Source organism: Mesorhizobium sp. M0910 (assembly GCF_040319465.1).
In the GTDB taxonomy this organism is placed as follows: Bacteria; Pseudomonadota; Alphaproteobacteria; order Rhizobiales; family Rhizobiaceae; genus Mesorhizobium.
The window spans coordinates 381,233-399,214 of sequence record NZ_JAMYNZ010000005.1 but is presented as its reverse complement, the minus strand read 5'-3'; the positions used below and the strand labels follow the sequence as shown (position 1 = coordinate 399,214).

The 17,982-nt window shown below is 62.8% G+C and carries 19 protein-coding genes; 10 read left to right on the top strand and 9 right to left on the bottom strand.

Translation table 11 applies throughout. From position 1 onward, the window contains the following. Positions 1-85: 85 nt before the first annotated feature. The 3 genes from NKH78_RS15715 (at position 86) to NKH78_RS15705 (ending at position 1,983) form a co-directional block, all read left to right on the top strand. Positions 86-454, top strand: coding sequence for an Hpt domain-containing protein (locus NKH78_RS15715; protein ID WP_254817406.1), 369 nt, complete (start codon positions 86-88; stop codon positions 452-454). A 97-nt stretch (positions 455-551) separates the two neighbouring features. Beyond that, positions 552-872 carry a 2Fe-2S iron-sulfur cluster-binding protein gene (locus NKH78_RS15710; RefSeq protein ID WP_254817397.1) on the top strand — a complete coding sequence of 107 codons (321 nt, stop codon included), beginning with the start codon at positions 552-554 and terminating at the stop codon, positions 870-872. 82 nt (positions 873-954) lie between these two features. Beyond that, complete coding sequence (locus NKH78_RS15705) at positions 955-1,983, top strand: NAD(P)/FAD-dependent oxidoreductase (protein ID WP_254817396.1); 1,029 nt, start codon at positions 955-957, stop codon at positions 1,981-1,983. 27 nt (positions 1,984-2,010) lie between these two features. Here NKH78_RS15705 and NKH78_RS15700 read toward each other — a convergent pair whose 3' ends face one another. Beyond that, positions 2,011-3,492, bottom strand: a complete 1,482-nt coding sequence (locus tag NKH78_RS15700) for an MDR family MFS transporter (protein WP_352883220.1) — start codon at positions 3,490-3,492, stop codon at positions 2,011-2,013. 210 nt (positions 3,493-3,702) lie between these two features. After that, on the bottom strand, positions 3,703-4,320 hold the full coding sequence (locus NKH78_RS15695; protein ID WP_352507857.1) for a DUF922 domain-containing Zn-dependent protease: 618 nt from the start codon (positions 4,318-4,320) through the stop codon (positions 3,703-3,705). A 96-nt stretch (positions 4,321-4,416) separates the two neighbouring features. Here NKH78_RS15695 and folP point away from each other — a divergent pair, with 96 nt between their 5' ends. The 3 genes from folP to folK are packed head-to-tail and all read left to right on the top strand — an operon-like array spanning position 4,417 to position 6,121. After that, positions 4,417-5,262 (top strand): dihydropteroate synthase, encoded by an 846-nt coding sequence (folP, locus tag NKH78_RS15690; protein ID WP_352478991.1) that lies wholly within the window; start codon positions 4,417-4,419, stop codon positions 5,260-5,262. 3 nt (positions 5,263-5,265) lie between these two features. Next, positions 5,266-5,625, top strand: a complete 360-nt coding sequence (gene folB, locus NKH78_RS15685) for a dihydroneopterin aldolase (protein WP_023674838.1) — start codon at positions 5,266-5,268, stop codon at positions 5,623-5,625. Further along, on the top strand, positions 5,609-6,121 hold the full coding sequence (gene folK / locus NKH78_RS15680; protein ID WP_352736608.1) for a 2-amino-4-hydroxy-6-hydroxymethyldihydropteridine diphosphokinase: 513 nt from the start codon (positions 5,609-5,611) through the stop codon (positions 6,119-6,121). Before folB ends, folK begins: the two co-directional genes overlap by 17 nt. A 24-nt stretch (positions 6,122-6,145) precedes the next feature. Here folK and NKH78_RS15675 read toward each other — a convergent pair whose 3' ends face one another. After that, on the bottom strand, positions 6,146-6,697 hold the full coding sequence (locus NKH78_RS15675) for a DUF924 family protein (protein WP_502899807.1): 552 nt from the start codon (positions 6,695-6,697) through the stop codon (positions 6,146-6,148). A gap of 17 nt (positions 6,698-6,714) precedes the next feature. Continuing rightward, positions 6,715-8,550: a monovalent cation:proton antiporter-2 (CPA2) family protein gene (locus NKH78_RS15670; RefSeq protein WP_352736607.1), complete on the bottom strand. Its 1,836-nt coding sequence runs from the start codon at positions 8,548-8,550 to the stop codon at positions 6,715-6,717. Between the two features lie 229 nt (positions 8,551-8,779). Between NKH78_RS15670 and NKH78_RS15665 the strand changes: the two genes are divergently transcribed. Further along, positions 8,780-9,046 carry a hypothetical protein gene (locus NKH78_RS15665; RefSeq protein WP_352736606.1) on the top strand — a complete coding sequence of 89 codons (267 nt, stop codon included), beginning with the start codon at positions 8,780-8,782 and terminating at the stop codon, positions 9,044-9,046. A 61-nt stretch (positions 9,047-9,107) separates the two neighbouring features. Here the strand turns inward: NKH78_RS15665 and NKH78_RS15660 are convergent, their stop codons facing one another. From NKH78_RS15660 to NKH78_RS15645, 4 genes are all read right to left on the bottom strand, one after another. Beyond that, positions 9,108-9,662, bottom strand: coding sequence for a hypothetical protein (locus NKH78_RS15660; protein ID WP_352883215.1), 555 nt, complete (start codon positions 9,660-9,662; stop codon positions 9,108-9,110). 87 nt (positions 9,663-9,749) lie between these two features. Next, entirely contained in the window at positions 9,750-10,844 is a 1,095-nt protein-coding gene (locus tag NKH78_RS15655; RefSeq protein ID WP_352736605.1) for a YcjF family protein, read from the bottom strand. Next, a complete protein-coding gene (locus tag NKH78_RS15650; RefSeq protein ID WP_352736603.1) occupies positions 10,841-12,319 on the bottom strand; it encodes a YcjX family GTP-binding protein in 1,479 nt (492 codons plus the stop codon). The genes NKH78_RS15655 and NKH78_RS15650 overlap by 4 nt, the downstream gene beginning before the upstream one ends. Positions 12,320-12,381: 62 nt before the next feature. Beyond that, the gene (locus NKH78_RS15645; protein ID WP_352478984.1) at positions 12,382-12,885 is read right to left on the bottom strand and encodes a SixA phosphatase family protein; all 504 of its coding nucleotides are present in this window, start codon (positions 12,883-12,885) and stop codon (positions 12,382-12,384) included. 263 nt (positions 12,886-13,148) lie between these two features. Between NKH78_RS15645 and dksA the strand changes: the two genes are divergently transcribed. Continuing rightward, the gene (dksA, locus tag NKH78_RS15640; protein ID WP_023674847.1) at positions 13,149-13,565 is read left to right on the top strand and encodes an RNA polymerase-binding protein DksA; all 417 of its coding nucleotides are present in this window, start codon (positions 13,149-13,151) and stop codon (positions 13,563-13,565) included. Between the two features lie 82 nt (positions 13,566-13,647). Here the strand turns inward: dksA and NKH78_RS15635 are convergent, their stop codons facing one another. After that, on the bottom strand, positions 13,648-14,406 hold the full coding sequence (locus NKH78_RS15635; RefSeq protein WP_352478983.1) for a hypothetical protein: 759 nt from the start codon (positions 14,404-14,406) through the stop codon (positions 13,648-13,650). A gap of 201 nt (positions 14,407-14,607) precedes the next feature. Between NKH78_RS15635 and cckA the strand changes: the two genes are divergently transcribed. Then, positions 14,608-17,181 carry a cell cycle histidine kinase CckA gene (gene cckA / locus NKH78_RS15630; protein WP_352705519.1) on the top strand — a complete coding sequence of 858 codons (2,574 nt, stop codon included), beginning with the start codon at positions 14,608-14,610 and terminating at the stop codon, positions 17,179-17,181. 81 nt (positions 17,182-17,262) lie between these two features. Continuing rightward, positions 17,263-17,973 carry a purine-nucleoside phosphorylase gene (locus NKH78_RS15625; protein WP_352705517.1) on the top strand — a complete coding sequence of 237 codons (711 nt, stop codon included), beginning with the start codon at positions 17,263-17,265 and terminating at the stop codon, positions 17,971-17,973. Positions 17,974-17,982: the final 9 nt, after the last annotated feature.

Here is a 17,982-nt window from a genome sequence, read left to right as displayed (position 1 = left end):
GACATTTTTCCGGGCCAATCATTAACCCGTTGTCCACCGGATACGCCTAGTTTTTGCGGCGGTCGAAGAACGGAGTCTCAAAGTGATACGTGGCGAAAACGGCATTGCCTTCTCGATGCCCGGCGGCGATGTGTCGGGGACAGCCGGGGCGCGGCCGATCGACCTGGGGCATCTTGCGCGCCAGACGATGGGCGATCGGAGCCTCGAGCAGGAGGTGCTGGCTCTGTTCGTGCAGCAGGCGCTGTCGGTGCGCGACAAGATCGTCGATGCGGATGTCGGGCAGCGGCTGCTATTGGCACACGGGCTCAAAGGCTCGGCGCGCGGGGTCGGCGCCTTCGCCATCGCCGATTGCGCCAGTGCGATCGAATGCCGGCCCGAAGACGCCGGCACGCTGAAGCGGCTTGGCTCGCTGATCGAAGAAGTGCGCGACTTCGTCGCCGCCATCAGCCGATAGCACTTATTCCCGAAACGCCACACAGCGGCGCTTTGGCGCCGCAGTTGACTTGTCCGGCAGAGTGATTATGTCGGCTCAGACTCCCTTCAGGTGACAAATGACCAAGCTGACCTTCATCGCCCATGACGGCACGCGTTTTGACGTGGATGCCGAAAACGGCTCAACCGTCATGGAAAATGCGATCCGCAATGCGGTGCCGGGAATAGAAGCGGAATGCGGCGGCGCCTGCGCCTGCGCGACCTGCCATGTTTATGTCGACGAAGCCTGGACGGCGGAGGTCGGCGAGCCGGAAGCCATGGAAGAGGACATGCTGGATTTCGCCTACGACGTCCAGCCGAATTCGCGGCTGTCATGCCAGATCAAGGTGCGCGACGCCCTCGACGGGCTGGTCGTGCGCGTGCCGGCCCGCCAGGGCTGAAGCCGATTTTTGCCGCTGCCGCTTGGCAGCGGACCAATGGTCATGCAGTGTCGCGCCGTTTTCCCATAAAGGCGCATGCTTCATGACCGCTATCATCAAGACAGACGTACTCATTGTGGGGGCAGGGCCTGTCGGCCTGTTTGCGGTATTCGAGCTCGGCCTCTTCGACATGAAGTGCCATCTGATCGACATACTCGACCGGCCCGGCGGGCAGTGCGCCGAACTCTACCCGGAAAAGCCGATCTACGACATTCCGGGCTGGCCCTCGATCTCGGCACAAGGCCTGGTCGACAAGCTGCTTGAGCAGATCGCGCCGTTCAAGCCCGAATTCACCTATAACCGCATGGTTTCGGGCCTGGAAAGACTGGAGGACGGCAGCTTCCGCGTCACTACCGACGAAAACGAGGTGTTCGAAGCCAAAATAGTCGTGATAGCCGCTGGCGGCGGCTCTTTCCAGCCGAAGCGGCCGCCGATTCCGGGCATCGAACCCTATGAAGGCAAGAGCGTGTTCTACTCGGTGCGCCGGATGGAGGACTTTCGCGGCCATGACCTCGTTATCGTCGGCGGCGGCGATTCGGCGCTCGACTGGACGCTGAATCTGCAGCCAGTGGCCAAGAGCGTGACACTGGTGCACCGGCGGCCCGAATTCCGTGCAGCGCCCGACAGCGTCAACAAGATGTATGCCATGCAGGAGATGAAGCAACTGGAATTCCAGGTCGGACAGGTGACTGGCCTGACCGGCGCCGACGGCCAGCTCGCCTCCGCCATCATCAAGGGACCGGAGGGCGATATCGAAGTACCGTGTACGCGGATGCTGCCATTCTTCGGCCTGACGATGAAGCTCGGCCCAATCGCCGAATGGGGCCTCAATCTCCACGAGAACCTGATCCCGGTCGACACCGAAAAATTCCAGACGTCGGTGCCTGGCATCTTCGCCGTAGGCGACATCAACTGGTATCCCGGCAAGTTGAAGCTGATCCTGTCAGGCTTCCATGAGGTCGCTTTGATGGCGCAAGCAGCCAAGCGCATCGTCAGCCCCGGCGAGCGCATTGTGTTCCAGTATACGACCTCGTCGACCAGCTTGCAGAAGAAGCTCGGCGTGGTCGACTGACCCTCGCTGTATTTTTGTCGGGCCGGTCTACTCCGCCAACGCTGGGGCCACAGCCTCGGCATGGCCTCGAAGCGCTTTTTCCGGCATCAGCCAGAGCGTGATGAACGACAACAGCAAGGTTGCGGCCGCTGCAAGAAAGATCATCACGAACGGCATGGCCGAGGCAACATGGCCGGCCGGCTGCGTGCCTTCGCTGGCCAGCGGCAGGCCGTAGCCAAGGGCGACGGCACCAAGCATGGCGACGCCAAGCGCACTGCCCAGCGAGCGGAGGAAGGTGAGAACGCCGGTCGCCACGCCAAGGTGCATACGATCGACGGCGTTCTGGACCGAGACAGTGGCAACCGGAAAGGTCGTGCCTGTGCCCAGGCCTACGCAGGTCGTCAACACCTCGACGAGCAACAGTGAGGCATGCCCGGCGACCAGGCTGAGCACGCCGAGGCACAGGATCGAGAAAACCGTTCCGATCATGGCAATGCGTTTATAGTGGAAAAAGCGCGGGATCATTCGCGCGCTGAAGGTCGCACCGGCCACCGTGCCGAGCATCAGCCCAAGCAACGCGGTGCCCGATTCGCTGACCAATAGGCCGACGACCGATTGCAGGTAGACCGGCAGATAGACCGACAAGCCGACATTGGCGGCCTGCAGCAGGAACATCGACAGCGTCCCGGCGAGAACGATCGGATTGCCGAGCACTTCGAGCGAGATCAGCGGTTCGGCCGCACGCAGCAGCCGCAGCGCGAACGCGCTCCAGAACACCGCTGAGCAGATGAGCAGTCCAAGGATTTCAGGCGACAGCCAGGGATACTCGCTGCCGCCCCAGTTCAAGGCAAGCAGCAGCAGCGAGGTGGCCGCGACCAGAAGCAGGGCACCGAGGCCGTCGATGCGGTGATGTTTTGCGGAGATCGGCAGCTTCTTGAGCGGGTTGTTGATGATCGCCATCGCCAGCAGGCCGAGCGGAATGTTGATCCAGAAGATCAGCGACCAATGCAGATGTTCGGCGAAGGTGCCGCCGAGCAGCGGCCCGGCGATGCTGGCGACGGCCCAGGTGCCCGAGATCCAGGCGGCGTAGCGAGCCCGCTCGCGCGGCGGCACGAGGTCGCCGATCACGGTCTGCGTCAGGGCGAACAGCCCGCCGCCGCCGGCGCCCTGGATCGCCCGGCCGACAACCAGGACCAGCATGTTGGGGGCGGTGGCGCTGACCAGCGAGCCGGCGAGAAAGATCAGGATTGCAGCATAGACGGTCGGCCGGCGACCATAAATGTCGGAGATCTTGCCGTAGAGCGGCGCCACGGCGGTCGCGGTCAGAAGATAGCCGGTCACGATCCACGGCAGATACTCGGCATGCCCGAGCAGACGTGCCATCGTCGGCATCGCCGGCGCGACGATGGTCTGGTCGAGCGCTGCCAGCAGCATCGACAAGAGCACGCCGCCGATGATGGCGTTTTTCTCGGTTTCGGTCAGCGGCGTGCTGGTTTCCACCATCGCTTGCTTGTCGATAGCCTGGTCCATATCCATTCATCCCATTACGCTTGGGTGCACGTCCGCGAGGCGCTGGAGTGCGTCGAGTGTACAGATTGGCCGTGTTCTCGTGCCTTTGAGATGAGCCCTGCGAACTCGATATATGTCGTTCGCTATAGGCCGATTTCGACAGCGGCTCGAAAGTTTTTCGAAGCTGGCACCATGTTTCGGCAAAATTGGCTTTGTCCGACGACGCGGAGTTCAGCCGGGAGCGAGTCGGCCGTTCTCAATGCGCTCGATGCGGTAATTCAAGAGCCGCAGGATGCGGCTTTGGAAATTGACGCTTTCCACACGATCGAAGCGCATCTGCTCCTGGTCGTGCTTGGCGAGCATGGCCGCCGTTATTTTTGCGGCCTTGGCCTTGGCCAGTTCGCAGGTCTTTTCCGGGTAGCTCGCCTTCAAGGCGTCTTCGAGTTCGCGGCCATGGTTCTTGGCAATCTCGACGTGGCGTTCCTCATGGCGCTTGATGTCGGCGGACAACGTATCCCAGAACAGCCTGACGCCTGCATCGGCTTTCCGCGGGCGGCGCCACTGCGGAAGGATCACCTTGACCTTGACGATGACGACAGCGTCGGCAATCCAGCACGAGCCCGGCTTTTGTGCATAGCTGACGCGGGTGGTGAACGCCATCTGGGTAGCGCCTGGATGCCGCGACCCGGTGCTTTTCACCTGAGGCCCGAGTTTCGACAGTTGGGTCTCGATGTCGTCGAGCGTCCTGCCGCCGATCGGGAAATAACTATATGTCTTGACGAGAGTTGCAGCGCTGGCCGGGAATGCGGTCAGGGCGAGCATCAGGGCGCAAAGGAAGGATCGTTTCATCGTGTTGCCTCTTTGCCCACCTTGCTTTACCGCCGTCTCCGGCGCAACGGAATTGATCCCCGGCCACGCCGCGGGATCGGACATGGTTGATGGGCAATGATGACAGGGCGATGGCAGTTAGCCCACGGACGCCATCTCGACATTGGTGGCAAGGCCGTGGTCGTCGGCATCCTCAACATCACGCCGGACAGTTTTTCCGACGGCGGCCTGTTCGATGCGCCTGAAAAAGCAGTTGACCAGGCGCGCCGCATGGTCGGGGAGGGGGCCTCCGTCATCGACATCGGGGGAGAATCGACACGTCCCGGGGCGTCTGCGGTCTCCGCAAAGGAAGAGCAGGCGCGCATATTGCCGGTCATCGAGGCGCTCGCGACGTCTGGCGGAACGCTGATCTCGGTCGATACCTATCGCGAGGATACGGCCCGGCTCGCCGTCCAGGCCGGCGCACATATCGTCAATGATGTCTGGGGCCTGCAGCGCGAACCGGGCATTGCCCGCGTCGCGGCCGAAACCGGCGCCGGGCTTGTCATCATGCACACGGGACGGGATCGACAGAAACTGCCCGACGTGATTGCCGATCAGCTCTTCTTCCTCAGGAAGTCGCTGGACATTGCGCGACGGAGCGGTGTTGCCGACGACCATATCGTGCTCGACCCGGGCTTCGGCTTCGCCAAGGAAACGGCCGCCGAAAATCTTGACCTGATGGCACGGTTTTCCGAGCTTCGTGCGCTGGGTTTTCCACTGATGGCCGGCACATCGCGAAAGCGCTTTATCGGCACCGTCACCGGCCGCGACGCAGCCGCAAGGGGCGCCGGAACCGCGGCCACCAGCGTCATCCTGAGGCTCAAAGGCGCGCATCTTTTTCGTGTCCACGATGTCGCAATCAACGTGGATGCGTTGGCCATTGCCGATGCTATGCTGGCGCGTGAGATCGGGGAAAGCTGAGCCATGTATGTCATCCGCATGAAAAACTGCGCCTTCTTCGCTCGGCACGGTGTGCTGGACGAAGAAGAGACGCTCGGCCAGCGCTTTTATGTCGATGCGGCACTCACGGTGGATCCCGGGCGGGCGCTGGTCGAGGATTCCATCGAGGACACCGTCAATTACGGCATCGCTTTTGCGGTCATCGAGAAGATCATTACAGGCGAGCGGCGCTTTCTGATTGAAGCGCTGGCGCTCGAAGTGGCGAGGGCGCTGACGGCGCGGTTTCCGCAGATCAAAAAGGCCGAGATCACCGTGCGCAAGCCGAATGCCCCGGTGCCGGGTGTGCTCGATCATGTCGAGGTGACCGTTGTCTGGCCAGAATAATACCGTCTATCTCAGTCTCGGCGGCAATCTTGGTGATCCGGCGAGGTCGATGGCTGCGGCACTGGGCATTCTGGATGCCGACGAGAGCACGCGCGTCGTTGCCGTTTCATCGCTCTACCGCACGCCGCCCTGGGGCAAGCTCGATCAGCCGGATTTCCTCAATGCGGCGGCCGAAATCTCGACCGCGCTCGCACCGCGAGACTTGCTGGATCTCTGCCTTGATGCCGAGCGAAAACTGAAGCGGGTGCGCGAGGAGCGCTGGGGGCCGCGCCTGATCGACATCGACATTCTCGTGTTCGGCGACCGCGTTATCCACGAGACCGGGCTGGAGGTGCCGCATCCGCGCATGCTGGAGCGCGCCTTCGTGCTGGCACCGCTGGCAGAAATTGCGTCGGAGCTTGTGGTCGACGGCAAGAGCGTGTCGGAGCGGCTGGCCGCCGTCGACACATCGGGCATTGAACGGCTGCCCTCAGGCCGGGATTGGTGGAAGGCCTGAGGCTGCCGCCATCGGTGCCCGAAATCAGCCGGAAAACCCACCTCCGTCGAGGAACATTTGTTCGTCCGTTGTCGTCTCGCGGCCAAGCATCCTGTTTCGGTGGGGAAAACGGCCGAAGCGCTGGATGATGTCGCGATGCTCGATCGCATATTTCAGGTAGGACGGAGCCTTGGCGGCGGTAAGCTCCACCGATTTGAGCTGATCGGCGAGGTCCTCCGAATGCTCATAAGGCAGATAGAGAACGACGCGGAGTTCCTCGTCGAGCGCCAGGTCATGGCCGGCAGCGATCGCCTTCCCGGCGAAATGCCGCGCCAGCGGGTCCGTGGCGTACATGTGGCCGGTGCCGCGAAAGCAGTTTCGCGGAAACTGGTCGAGCAGGATCATCAGTGCCAGCGACCCTTCGGCGTGTTCAGACCAGCCGTCGCATTCGCGGCCGGCGGCGGCGAAGTGCAGATCGAAAAACCGGGTGCGGAAGTCGGCATCAAAGGCGTCGTTCTTCTCGAACCATGCCTCCTCCCCGGCGTCGCGCCAGAATCTGGTGACGGAGAGAGCGCGCTCGTCCAGTTCGTTCATCATTCGCGTCATTCCAAGGTTTAATCGGCCGGTTCGGATTTCTGCAGCACGCCGGCGGTCTCTTCGTTGAGCGCCTGGCCCGCGCGTCGTGGCGTGCTGAGCGGCGTCGGAATGGGGGTGCCGATATTGCCTTTGAGAAAGCGTCGCCCGGCGCGGATGCCTTCGGCCAGCTGAAGTTCGAAACGGGCAACGTCGCGGCGACGGACATCCTCGATGACCTCGGCGACCTCTTCTGGGTCGACGCCAAGGGCTTCCAGTGTCGAGCCGCCGAAGACAAGCGCCGATTCGAAGGTCTCGCGGAGCTGGTAGTCGACGCCGGCACGAATGAGCTGCAACGCCGTACCGCGGTCGAAAGCCCGTGCCAGCACCGTCAGCAAGGGAAACTCCGCCTTGATCAGTTCGGCGATGCGCACGGCGGCATCGGGCTTGTCGACGCAGATCAGCACTGCGCGTGCCCGCCCGGCTCCCGCGGCACGCAGGATGTCCAGCCGCGTGCCGTCGCCATAATAGACCTTGAAGCCGAAATCGGCTGCCGCCTGGATCATTTCGACCTCATTGTCGATGATCGATACGTCGATGCCGCGCAACAAAAGCGGCTGGCTGGCGATCTGGCCGAACCGGCCAAAGCCGATGATCAGCACGCTGCCGGTCAGGCCGTTGGCGACATCGACGCCTTCAAGCGACTGCTCGTCGCGCGGCGTCAGATACCGCAGGGCTATGATTGCCAACGGCGTCAGCACCATGGAAATGATGACGATAGCGGTCAGCATCGCATTGGCCTGGCTATCGATGATCCCGACTGCCGCTGCTGCGGAATAGAGGACGAAGGCGAATTCGCCGCCTTGCGCCATAAAGACCGCGCGCTCGAGCGCTTCCCGGTGGCCGGTTTTGAGAAGGCGGGCGACGATATAGATGCCGATCGCCTTCATCATCATGTAGGCGACGACATAGATGGCAATGAGCTGCCAGTTGACGACGACCACATGCAGGTCGAGTGACATGCCGACAGCGAGGAAGAACAGCCCGAGCAGAATGCCGCGGAACGGTTCGATGTCGGCCTCCAGTTGGTGGCGGAAGGTCGATTCCGACAAGAGTACACCGGCCAGGAAGGCGCCCATCGCCATCGACAGGCCGGAAAGCTGCATGGCGAGCGCCGATCCGAGAACGACCAGAAGGGCGGCTGCGGTCATCACCTCGCGGGCGCGCGCATCCGCCAGGATACGGAAGAACGGATTGAGCAGATAGCGTCCTGCAAGCACCAGCCCGATGATCGCGGCAAGGCCGATACCAACCTCCGTCAACCGATCCGACAGGCTCATATCGGCGCCGCCCGGCGCGAGGAAGGCGATCAGCGCCAGCAGCGGCACGATGGCCAGGTCTTCCAAAAGCAGGACCGAAACGATGCGCTGGCCCTTTGGCGTGGCCAGTTCGCCGCGTTCTTCCAGCAATTGCATGACGATGGCCGTCGAGGTGAGCACGAAACCGGCGCCGGCGACGAAGGATTGCGCGATAGGAAAACCTCCCGCCAGCCCGACGCCGGTCAGCAGGACCGCGCAGACGCCGACCTGCAGCGCGCCAAGCCCGAAGATCTCGCGGCGCAGGCCCCACAGCCGTGACGGCTGCATCTCCAGTCCGATGATGAACAGGAACATGACGACGCCGAGTTCGGCGACATGAAGAATGGCTTCAGATTCGGAAAAGATGCGCAGCCCAAACGGGCCGATCACGACGCCGGCCGTCAAATAGCCGAGGATGGAGCCAAGTCCCATGCGCCTGAAGATCGGCACCGCAACGACGCCGGCGGCAAGCAGCGCCACCACCTGGATCAGATCGCTGTTCGATGCCTCTGCCGCCATGCCTGCCGTTCCGCTCTCTTGCAACAAGCGGCCAAGATAGGGGCTTCGGAGCGGATCGAACAGTGCGAATCCGGTGCGTCGTGGAAGCGATATTGCAGGCGCACTGCACAGGATAATGAGCCTCCGGGCGTCGCTTGTTCCAGCGATCCGGCGCTAAGGACGCCCGGCTTCGGCCAGTGGAGGGCGAGCGTCGATCAAGTCGCGGCCCTTTTTTGAGGAGATGACTGACATGAAGACCTTTTTGCTGGTTGCCGTTGGTATCGCGGCACTTGCCGGCTCCGCCTGTTCCAAGGCACCGGAGTGCACGACCGAGATGCTGACCAAGAAGGCTCAGGACATGACTGCAGCGCTTCAGGCTGCAATTACCAAGGATCCGGCCAAGGCTGCCGATCTCACAGCCAAGGTCCAGGCGGTCACAACCAAGTATCCGGGTGGCACAGCAGTGGCTGACGCCTGCAAGGCCTATGACGAGCTGACTGCGGCGATCAAAGGCTGAGCGCCCATTGCATGTCAAAAGGGCGGCGCCGTTTGGCTGCCGCCTTTTTCATGCCGGAGGCTCAGTTCGGAGCGATGGAGCCAACTTCTACCCCATCGACCCGTTTCAACTTCATCCCGATGACCGGGACCAGTTGCTGGTCGACGCGCACGGCAACGGTCACCGTCATCGAATTGTCGTCTGGGACAAGCGCCTGCATTACGCCGCGCAACTGATTGCGATTGATGGTGAAAACCACCTTGTGCGCATCGACGACATTGCCACCGATAACGTCGAGGCCGGACCCGGCGGCGCCGCCCATGAAGCTGCCCTTGTAGCCTTGGCGGCCCTTGTGCTCGATCGTTGCCGACATCTGCTGGGTGAACATGCCGACCCGGCAGCCGCCGTCGAGCGACATGCCGACTTTGCCGTCAGGCGTCGAGCCGGTGAAGCTGCAGGTGAATTTCGTGCCCTTGTATTTGCCGGCGACGATTTCTCCGGGGCCGACCCATTTGCCTTCGACCGATCGAAAGAACTGCTTGTCCGGTTCCGCCCCCGTAGCCCTTCCGGCAATGCCGACGGTTGCGACAAGCGCGAGCGCCACGGGCAGCCCGCTGGACAGAATAACGCTTTTCATCGACGACACCCGGCAACAAAGAGACTGGTTTGGACGCTTCCGACCATGAACAAGATTGGTTAATGCTTTGTCACCCCAAGGCAATAGTCACGTTCCGGAAACGGATGTTTCTTTTTCTTTCTTTGCTGCAAAGGACGTCAGCGCGGAGAGGAAATCGCCTAATCCAGGCCGCCTGACCGCGTAAAAGGGCAGGGGCCTTGCGGTTTCCATCGCTGCAATGCCGATGCGCGCCGTCATCATGCCGTTGACGACGCCTTCGCCGAGCTTTGCCGACAGCCGGGCCGCAAGGCCGTGGCCGACGATCTGTTGGACGAAACTGTCGCCGACGGCGATCGACCCGGTGACCGCGAGATGGGCGAGAACGCTGCGCGCCAGGCGAAAGAAGCCAAGCGTGCCCGGGCGGCCGCCATAGAGCTCCGACAGTCGCCGAATCAGCCGCCCGGCTTCGAATACGACATAGGCGACGTCGACCAGCGCGCGCGGGCTGACCGCGGTCACCAGGGACACACGCTTTGCCGCCTCGAGGATCATCACCTTCGCGCGGGCGTCGAGCGGGCCGAGGATCTCGGTCTCGGCCAGGCGCACCAGATTGCCGCCGTCAATGATCTCGCCGCGCAATTCGGCCAGCGAGCGCCTGCCGGCCGCGGTTTCGGGCTTGGCCGAGACAAAGACCGACAACTCGTCGACCACGGCTCGGGCGGTCTTCGGATCGTCACGGGCAATCGCATCGAGCGCCCGCTTCTGCAACTTTTCGACCTCGGCAAGCCGGGCAATCGCCATGAACTCGCGCACGAGGATGATCAGAAGCGCCAGGATGGCGATCGCGGCCATGCCGGCGGCCAGCCAGCCCAGCCACTCGGCGCGCTCGAACAGGTCGCGAATCAGCTGGTCGGTCCAGAGGCCGACGGCGAGCGAAACCAGAACGCCCAGCGCGCCGAAGAACAGGCTGCCAAGCAGCGAACGTTTTCGCGGCGCAATCGCCGGCGGCGGCTCGGCAGCAACGATATCAGGCTCGTCGAAGACGTCGATCTCCGCCGGTGTGACCACAGCTAGATCCGCCTTCACGGTACGCGGCTTTCGCGCCGGCGCGGCCTCGGACGCAGCATGGCGAGCCGTCGAATCTTGCTTCTGCTGGGGCTCCGGCTCGATGCGAAAGGCCGCCGGTCTGCGGGGCGCACTCATGCGAGATGATCTCCGATCAGGAACTGCAGCGCGCGGTCGAGCCTGATATGTGGCAGCGACAGCGTGACGCCCTCGGCGGTGCGCTCGAGCTTCGGCGGGCGAAAGCGCACGAAGCGGATTGCGGGGTCGTCATTGTTCTGCCGGCGGATCGATTCGGCAACGTCGAACAACGCATCAACTTTCTCCGGCAAGTCTCCGGGAAATATGGCTGTTTCGGTCTTTCCGTCAAAGGTTTCGCCGTTGATTTTTTCGCCACGCAATGGCGTGCCGATAATGACCGGCAAAGTCTCGCGGCCCTGCTTGACCGTGCCTTCACGGGTCGCGCGCATGGCCGCCATGGCGACGACGTCGACGTCGGCTCCGGTGAAATTCGCCCGCGCCACGGCGCGGTCGGCTAGCCGCCGCACGATGGCCTGCAGGCGGTCGTGGCTTTCGTGGTGCAGGTGGTCGGCCTTGGTCGCGGCCACCAGTATGCGGTCGATGCGCCTCGAAAACAGATCGGTCAGGAAGTTGCCCCGGCCGGGCCGGAAACAGGACAGGATTTCGGTGACCGCGCGCTCCAGATCAGCCATCGCGCCGGGGCCCGCATTCAATGCCTGCAATGCGTCGATGAGCACGATCTGGCGATCGAGACGCGTGATGTGTTCGCGAAAGAACGGTTTAACGACATGCGTCTTGTAAGCCTCGTAGCGCCGCTCCATCATAGCCTGCAGCGATCCCGAGCGGGCGCGCCGGCCGTCTAGATTCGGCAGCGGCGCGAAGGTGAGAGCGGGCGAGCCTTCAAGATCGCCGGGCATCAGAAAGCGGCCGGGCGGCAAGGTCGAAAGCGCCCGCTCGTCGAGCTTGCAGGCCCTGAGATAGGCCGCGAAGCTCTCGGCGAGACGGCGCGCCGTCATCTCGTCGGCGTCGGCCTTGGGGTCGACTGGATTGGAGAGCGCCCGCCATTCCCGCGAAAGATCGACACGCACCGGCAACACGGCCATCTCGAAGGCCTCACGCGAAAAATCGGCGTAGGACTTGCCGAGCAGCGGCAGGTCGAGCAGCCATTCGCCGGGATAATCGACGATGTCGACCGACAATTTGCCGGCGGAAAACATGCGGCTCCAGCCAGAGGCCGATTCGTATTCGATGGTGAGCCTCAGTTCGGAAATCGCACGCGTCGAATCCGGCCAGACGCGCTCGTCGACAAGAGCCGCGATGTGATCCTCGTACTGGAAGCGTGGTACGGCGTCGTCCGGCTGCTCTTCGAGAAAAGCCCGGGCGATGCGCCCCGATTTTTGTGCCTCAAACAGCGGCAAGCGTCCACCATGGACCAGATTGTGTACAAGGGCCGAGATGAACACCGTCTTGCCGGCGCGGGACAGCCCGGTCACGCCAAGCCGCAGCGACGGAGCGAAAAGCCCGGCAGCGCGGCCTGACAACGTATCCAAGGCAATCTTGGCCTCGTCGGTAAAAGTCGTCAGCGATGATGCCAAATCTGTTCTCGCGGGCCGGTCAGGCTCCGATATAGGCTTTGATGCGCGGCTTTGAAATGGCCTCAGATATCCGCAGGCGTCAGGAAGGCTTCGAGATAGCCGGTGCCTGGCGCAGCCTCGGCAAGTCCGCCGTTGAACCGGACCACGGCAAGTGCGGAGGTCGGGAAGCCGTGGTTCAGCATGGCCCGCGCGGTCTCGTTGCCGTCGCCTGACAGCGCCATGGCGAGATCCTCAATCATCGGATTGTGGCCGATGGCGAGCAAGGCATCCAGCCCGCCATTCTGCCGGATGGCAGTGAGGTATGCGGCGGCATCGTCGCTGTAGAGGGTGTCACAGAACAGCACCCGGCCCGTGTTGGTATGGCCAGCCAAGCTTTCCAGCGTCTGGCGGGCGCGCTTGGCGCTTGAGCAAAGGGTGAGGGCCGGTGCGTATTTGCGGGAACGCATCAGTACGCCCATCGCTTCGGCGTCGGCGAAGCCGGATTGATCGAGCGGGCGGTCGAAGTCAGCCACACCAGGCAGCGCCCAGCCGGCCTTCGCATGCCTCAGCAGGTAAAGTCTGGTCACGGAACCCCCGATAATGTCGGGTACCGACCGGTCAAATGCGGCCGCAGGAATTAGCCATCAGAAGCGCTTCGCGCGCAATGCCGATGCCCCCTCAAGCATAATGAATCATGCGCGAATTCGGGCGTGCCGTTCATGCGAATGATGTCGCCAATGACGGTTTGTCCCACATAAACAAATGCGTGAAACTGTCGTCGATTGCGCTTGTGCAGTTTTCGGTCCGCGAATATATAGGCGCCAAATTTGGGGTTTGTTGGGTGAGTCGAATGAACGACATCGTTACCGCCGATTACGTACCCTCCGAAGACGAGCCGTTTATGAACGAGCGGCAGAAATCCTACTTTCGCATGAAGCTCGTCACCTGGAAGAACGACATCTTGCGCGAAGCGCGCGAAACTCTCGAAATCCTGCAGCAGGAAAACGCCAACCACCCTGACCTCGCCGATCGCGCCTCCTCCGAAACCGACCGCGCCATCGAACTTCGCGCCCGCGATCGCCAGCGAAAACTCATCTCCAAGATCGATTCGGCCCTCCAGCGCCTTGACGAAGGCACTTACGGTTACTGCGAGGAGACGGGCGAGCCGATCGCGCTGAAGCGGCTCGACGCGCGCCCGATCGCCACCTTGTCGATCGAGGCACAGGAGCGCCATGAGCGGCGCGAGAAGGTCTACCGCGACGACTGAGCAGGCGGGAAAAACACGGCATCGGTAGAGCGTTCAAAATGGCCGGTTTTCCGGCCATTTTCATTGGCCGTTCGCTATCGCCCTATCTTTTCTGATTGGACAACTCGCCGAGGAGCTTCGTCATCTCGTCGTCGAGAGAGGGCGATGCCTTCGCCACCGGCTTGCTCGCCGTTTGGCTGAAGCGTGGCTCGTCGAGGGAAACCTCCAGCTCCTTCATCAGCGCATCGTCGATCGACTCATGCTGTGCCGGCGGCTCGTATCTTGCCGGGGAGTCCTGTCTTGCCGGCTGCGGCGCATGCCGCGAGGCATTGGCATTGACGGATCCATAACTTGGCAACGGTGTAACGTTCGATGCCGGTTTCGGCGCCGGCGTAGGCGCCGGCATTGTTGCCGCCATCGTCGCCGTCTGGCGGGCTCGGACAGGGGGTGCGGCCGCGCTTGCCGGCTGCGGCGGCGCTTGCCTCGCCGGCGCGGCTGTGGTCTGAGCTGGCCTTGCTGCCGGCTGATGGCTGTTGTCTCCGGTCAATGCCGGGCGGCGCAGCGCCGAGAGCCTGATGTCGCGCTCGACGACGACGTCGGTCGGACCACCGATCAAGAGCAGGTGCTCGATATCGTCGCGGCGCACCAGCACCAGCCGCCGGTGACTGTCGACCGCTGTGGCATCCATGACAGCCAGCCGCGTCTTGCGGTTCCTGCCCCCGGCGACGAATGTTCCGAATGTCAGGCTGCGGACCAGCCTGATGATAAGAAGAATGATGAGCAGCAGGACAAGTACTGCAAACGTCCATAGGATTGCTGCGGCATAACCAGGCCCCGCCACGCCATCCAGCCATTGCAGCATTGGTTCCCCCAAAATCAGCTTTCGAAGAGAGGCGACACTAGACTGTTGCGGCAGGCCACCGCAAGTTGCCTTTCACGCTTCGTGAACAGCTCGAAACCGGGAGCCGAACGGCGTCATTTTTAGCGGACATCTGCCGCCGGGCCTTTTCCCGACCCTGAGAATATGATTCAACCGACGCCGGAATTCACGAGCAGGGGGCACATGGCCAAGGAAGCGCGCGGCGATTTCTATCCGGTACCTATCGTCGACCAGAACACGCGACCGGGCGCGGTCACCCGGCTCATCGTTTTCATCGTCGTCCTGACAGGGGCAGCGATCGTCTTCGGCCTTTTCCGAGAGCGACTTGGCGATCCATTCCTGCTCGGCATGCTTGGCGTGCTGGCGATGATCGGCGTCGGCTTTCTATTCGCCACTGCGATCGGCTTCGTGCATATCACGCCGCGCTCGACAAGCGACGAACTGTCGAAAGCTTTCGTCGATTCGATGTCACAAGGTCTCCTGGTCACCGACACCAAAGGCCGTATCATCTACGCCAACCGGACCTATGCCGATATGACGGGTGCCGAGTCGGCCGCCGACATCAAGACGGTCGAAGGTTTGCTTTCAGACGTTCCCGAGGCCTCGGTGACCATATACCGGCTGGCGTCGGGCCTGCGCGACGGCCAGCCGGGCGACGGCGAGTTTCGGCTTGCGCAGTCCATTCGGCCAGGCGCCGAACCGGGCGCGCGCTGGTACCGCGTCCGGGCCCGCGCGTTCAGCGTTCCAGGCCAGCGGCTGCCGATGCTTGCCTGGCAGCTTGCCGATATCTCGCAGGAACGGGCCGAGCAGGAGCGGTTCTTTCTCGACCTGCAAAAGGCGATCGATCACCTCGATCACGCGCCGGCCGGTTTCTTTTCGGCCGACCAGGAAGGCCGCGTCACCTATATCAACGCGACCCTTGCGGAGTGGCTGGGCATCGACCTGGCCAGCTTCACTCCCGGCGCCATCACGCTGCCGGAGATCGTCGCCGGCGACGGCATGGCGCTGGTCCGTTCGGTCAAGGCCGATGCTGGTACCACGCGCAATGCCGTTATCGACCTCGATCTGACGACGATGACCGGCGAGGCGCTGCCGGTGCGCTTCATGCATCGTGTCTCGGCCAGCCGAGAGGGGCTCAACGGCCCGACTCGCACCATCGTGCTCAACCGGACGCAAGGCGAGGACGCTTCGGCCGACCTCCGTGCATCGGAAATACGCTTCACGCGGTTCTTCAACTCGACGCCGATGGCGATAGCCGGCGTCGATCATGCCGGCCGCATCCTGCGCACCAATGCGCCGTTCCTGTCGCTGTTTTCCTCGGTCGTCGACCGCGACGCGGTCGATCGGCGTGTGCGGCTGGATACGGTGATCCACGAGCGCGACCGGCCGGCTTTCGCCGCGGCCTTTGAAAAGGCACGTCAGCAACAGGCTGACATCGAGCCGATCGATACGGTGCTGCCCGGCAATGAGGAGCGCCACATACGCTTCTACGTCAATGCGGTCGCTGACGGCACCGGCGGCGAGGGCGCCGAGGAATCGGCCATCGTCTATGCCGTGGAGACCACCGAGCAAAAGGCCCTCGAGGGCCAGATGGCGCAGAGCCAGAAAATGCAGGCGGTCGGCCAACTCGCCGGCGGCATCGCGCATGATTTCAACAATGTGCTGACCGCCATCATCATGGCCTCGGACCTGCTGTTGACCAACCACCGGCCGTCCGATCCGTCATTCCCGGACATCATGAACATCAAGCAGAACGCCAACCGGGCGGCCTCGCTGGTGCGTCAGTTGCTGGCCTTCTCGCGCAAGCAAACGCTGCGGCCGGAGGTGCTCAACCTGACCGACGTGCTCGCCGATCTAAGGATGCTGCTTGCCCGGCTGGTCGGCAACGACATCAAGCTCAAGATCGACCATGGCCGCGACCTGTGGCCGGTCAGGGTCGATATCGGGCAATTCGAGCAAGTGGTGGTCAATCTGGCGGTCAATGCACGCGACGCGATGCCGGCCGGCGGCGAACTCACCGTACGTACCCGCAACGTCAGCGCCGGGGAATGCAAGACCTTTTCCTATCGCGAACTTACACCGGCCGACTATGTGCTGGTCGAGGTCGAGGACAGCGGCAGCGGCATCGCGCCTGATGTGCTGAAAAAGATCTTCGAGCCCTTCTTCACGACAAAGGAGGTTGGCAAGGGAACTGGCCTTGGTCTGTCCATGGTCTATGGCATCATCAAGCAGACAGGCGGCTTCATCTTCTGCGATTCCGAAGTCGGCAAGGGATCCGTGTTCCGTATCTTCCTGCCGCGGCACATTGCGGAGGCAAGGAAGGCGGGCGAGGCTGGAGAGGCGCCGGCCGCACCTGCCAAGATCGCCGACTCAGCCAAGGACCTGTCGGGCTCGGCCACGGTGCTGCTGGTCGAGGACGAGGACGCCGTGCGCATGGGCGGTATGCGGGCGCTGAAATCGCGCGGCTACACCGTCCACGAGGCGTCGTCCGGCGTCGAGGCGCTTGAGGTCTACGAAGCGCTCGGCGGCAAGGTCGACGTCGTGGTGTCGGACGTGGTGATGCCGGAAATGGACGGCCCGACGCTGCTCGGCGAATTGCGCAAACGGCAGCCCGACATCAAGTTTATCTTCGTGTCCGGCTATGCCGAAGACGCGTTCGCCAAGAACTTGCCGGCCGACGCGCATTTCGGCTTCTTGCCGAAGCCGTTTTCGCTCAAGCAATTGGCCACAATCGTAAAGGACATGCTGGAATCCTGACTTCCAACGCTCCGCTTGCGCAATGTCGTGAGACTGCCATGATTGCAGGTGAAACGGGCGACGGGTTTTGGAAAGCATGCCGTGACGCCACACAACGAAGCTAGCAAAGGCGACTACGCAAGCACGGTGCTGCTGCCGGGCGACCCGCAGCGCGCTGAATGGATGGCGGAGGCCTTTCTGGAAGCGCCGCGCTGCGTCAACCGCCGCCGCGGCGCGCTCGGCTTTACCGGGCTGTTTCGCGGCAAACCTGTCAGCATCCAATCCACCGGCATCGGCGTCTCTTCGTTCCTGGTCTATGTGCATGAGCTGCTGGACTTCTATGGTGCGAAAACACTGATCCGCACTGGTACCTGCGGTGGCCTGACCGCCGAGATGGCGCTGCGCAGCCTGGTGATCGCGCAATCGGTGCGTGGCGAAAATGCGGAGAGCGGCCAGGTTTTTGGGCTCTATCGTGCCGATGCCGGTCCCGATCCGGCATTGTTGACCCAGGCATTGGCCCGAGCTTCGGAACTCGGCATCGACCATCGGGCCGGGCTGACCATTTGCAGCGATATTTTCTATCATCCGCTGGGGCGCGAACGCTTTGCCGAAGCACAGGCACAGGGCGCGCTCGCCGTGGACATGGAAACCAGCGCACTCTACCGCATTGCGGCCGATTTCGGCGCTCGGGCGCTGTCGATCCTGACCGTCGTCGACAACGTGGCAACCGGCGAGCAGACCGACTATTCCGAACGCCAGGGGCTTTTCACCGATATGACCCGGCTGGCGCTCGATCTGGCGGCGGAGAGCTAGGCGGCTTTT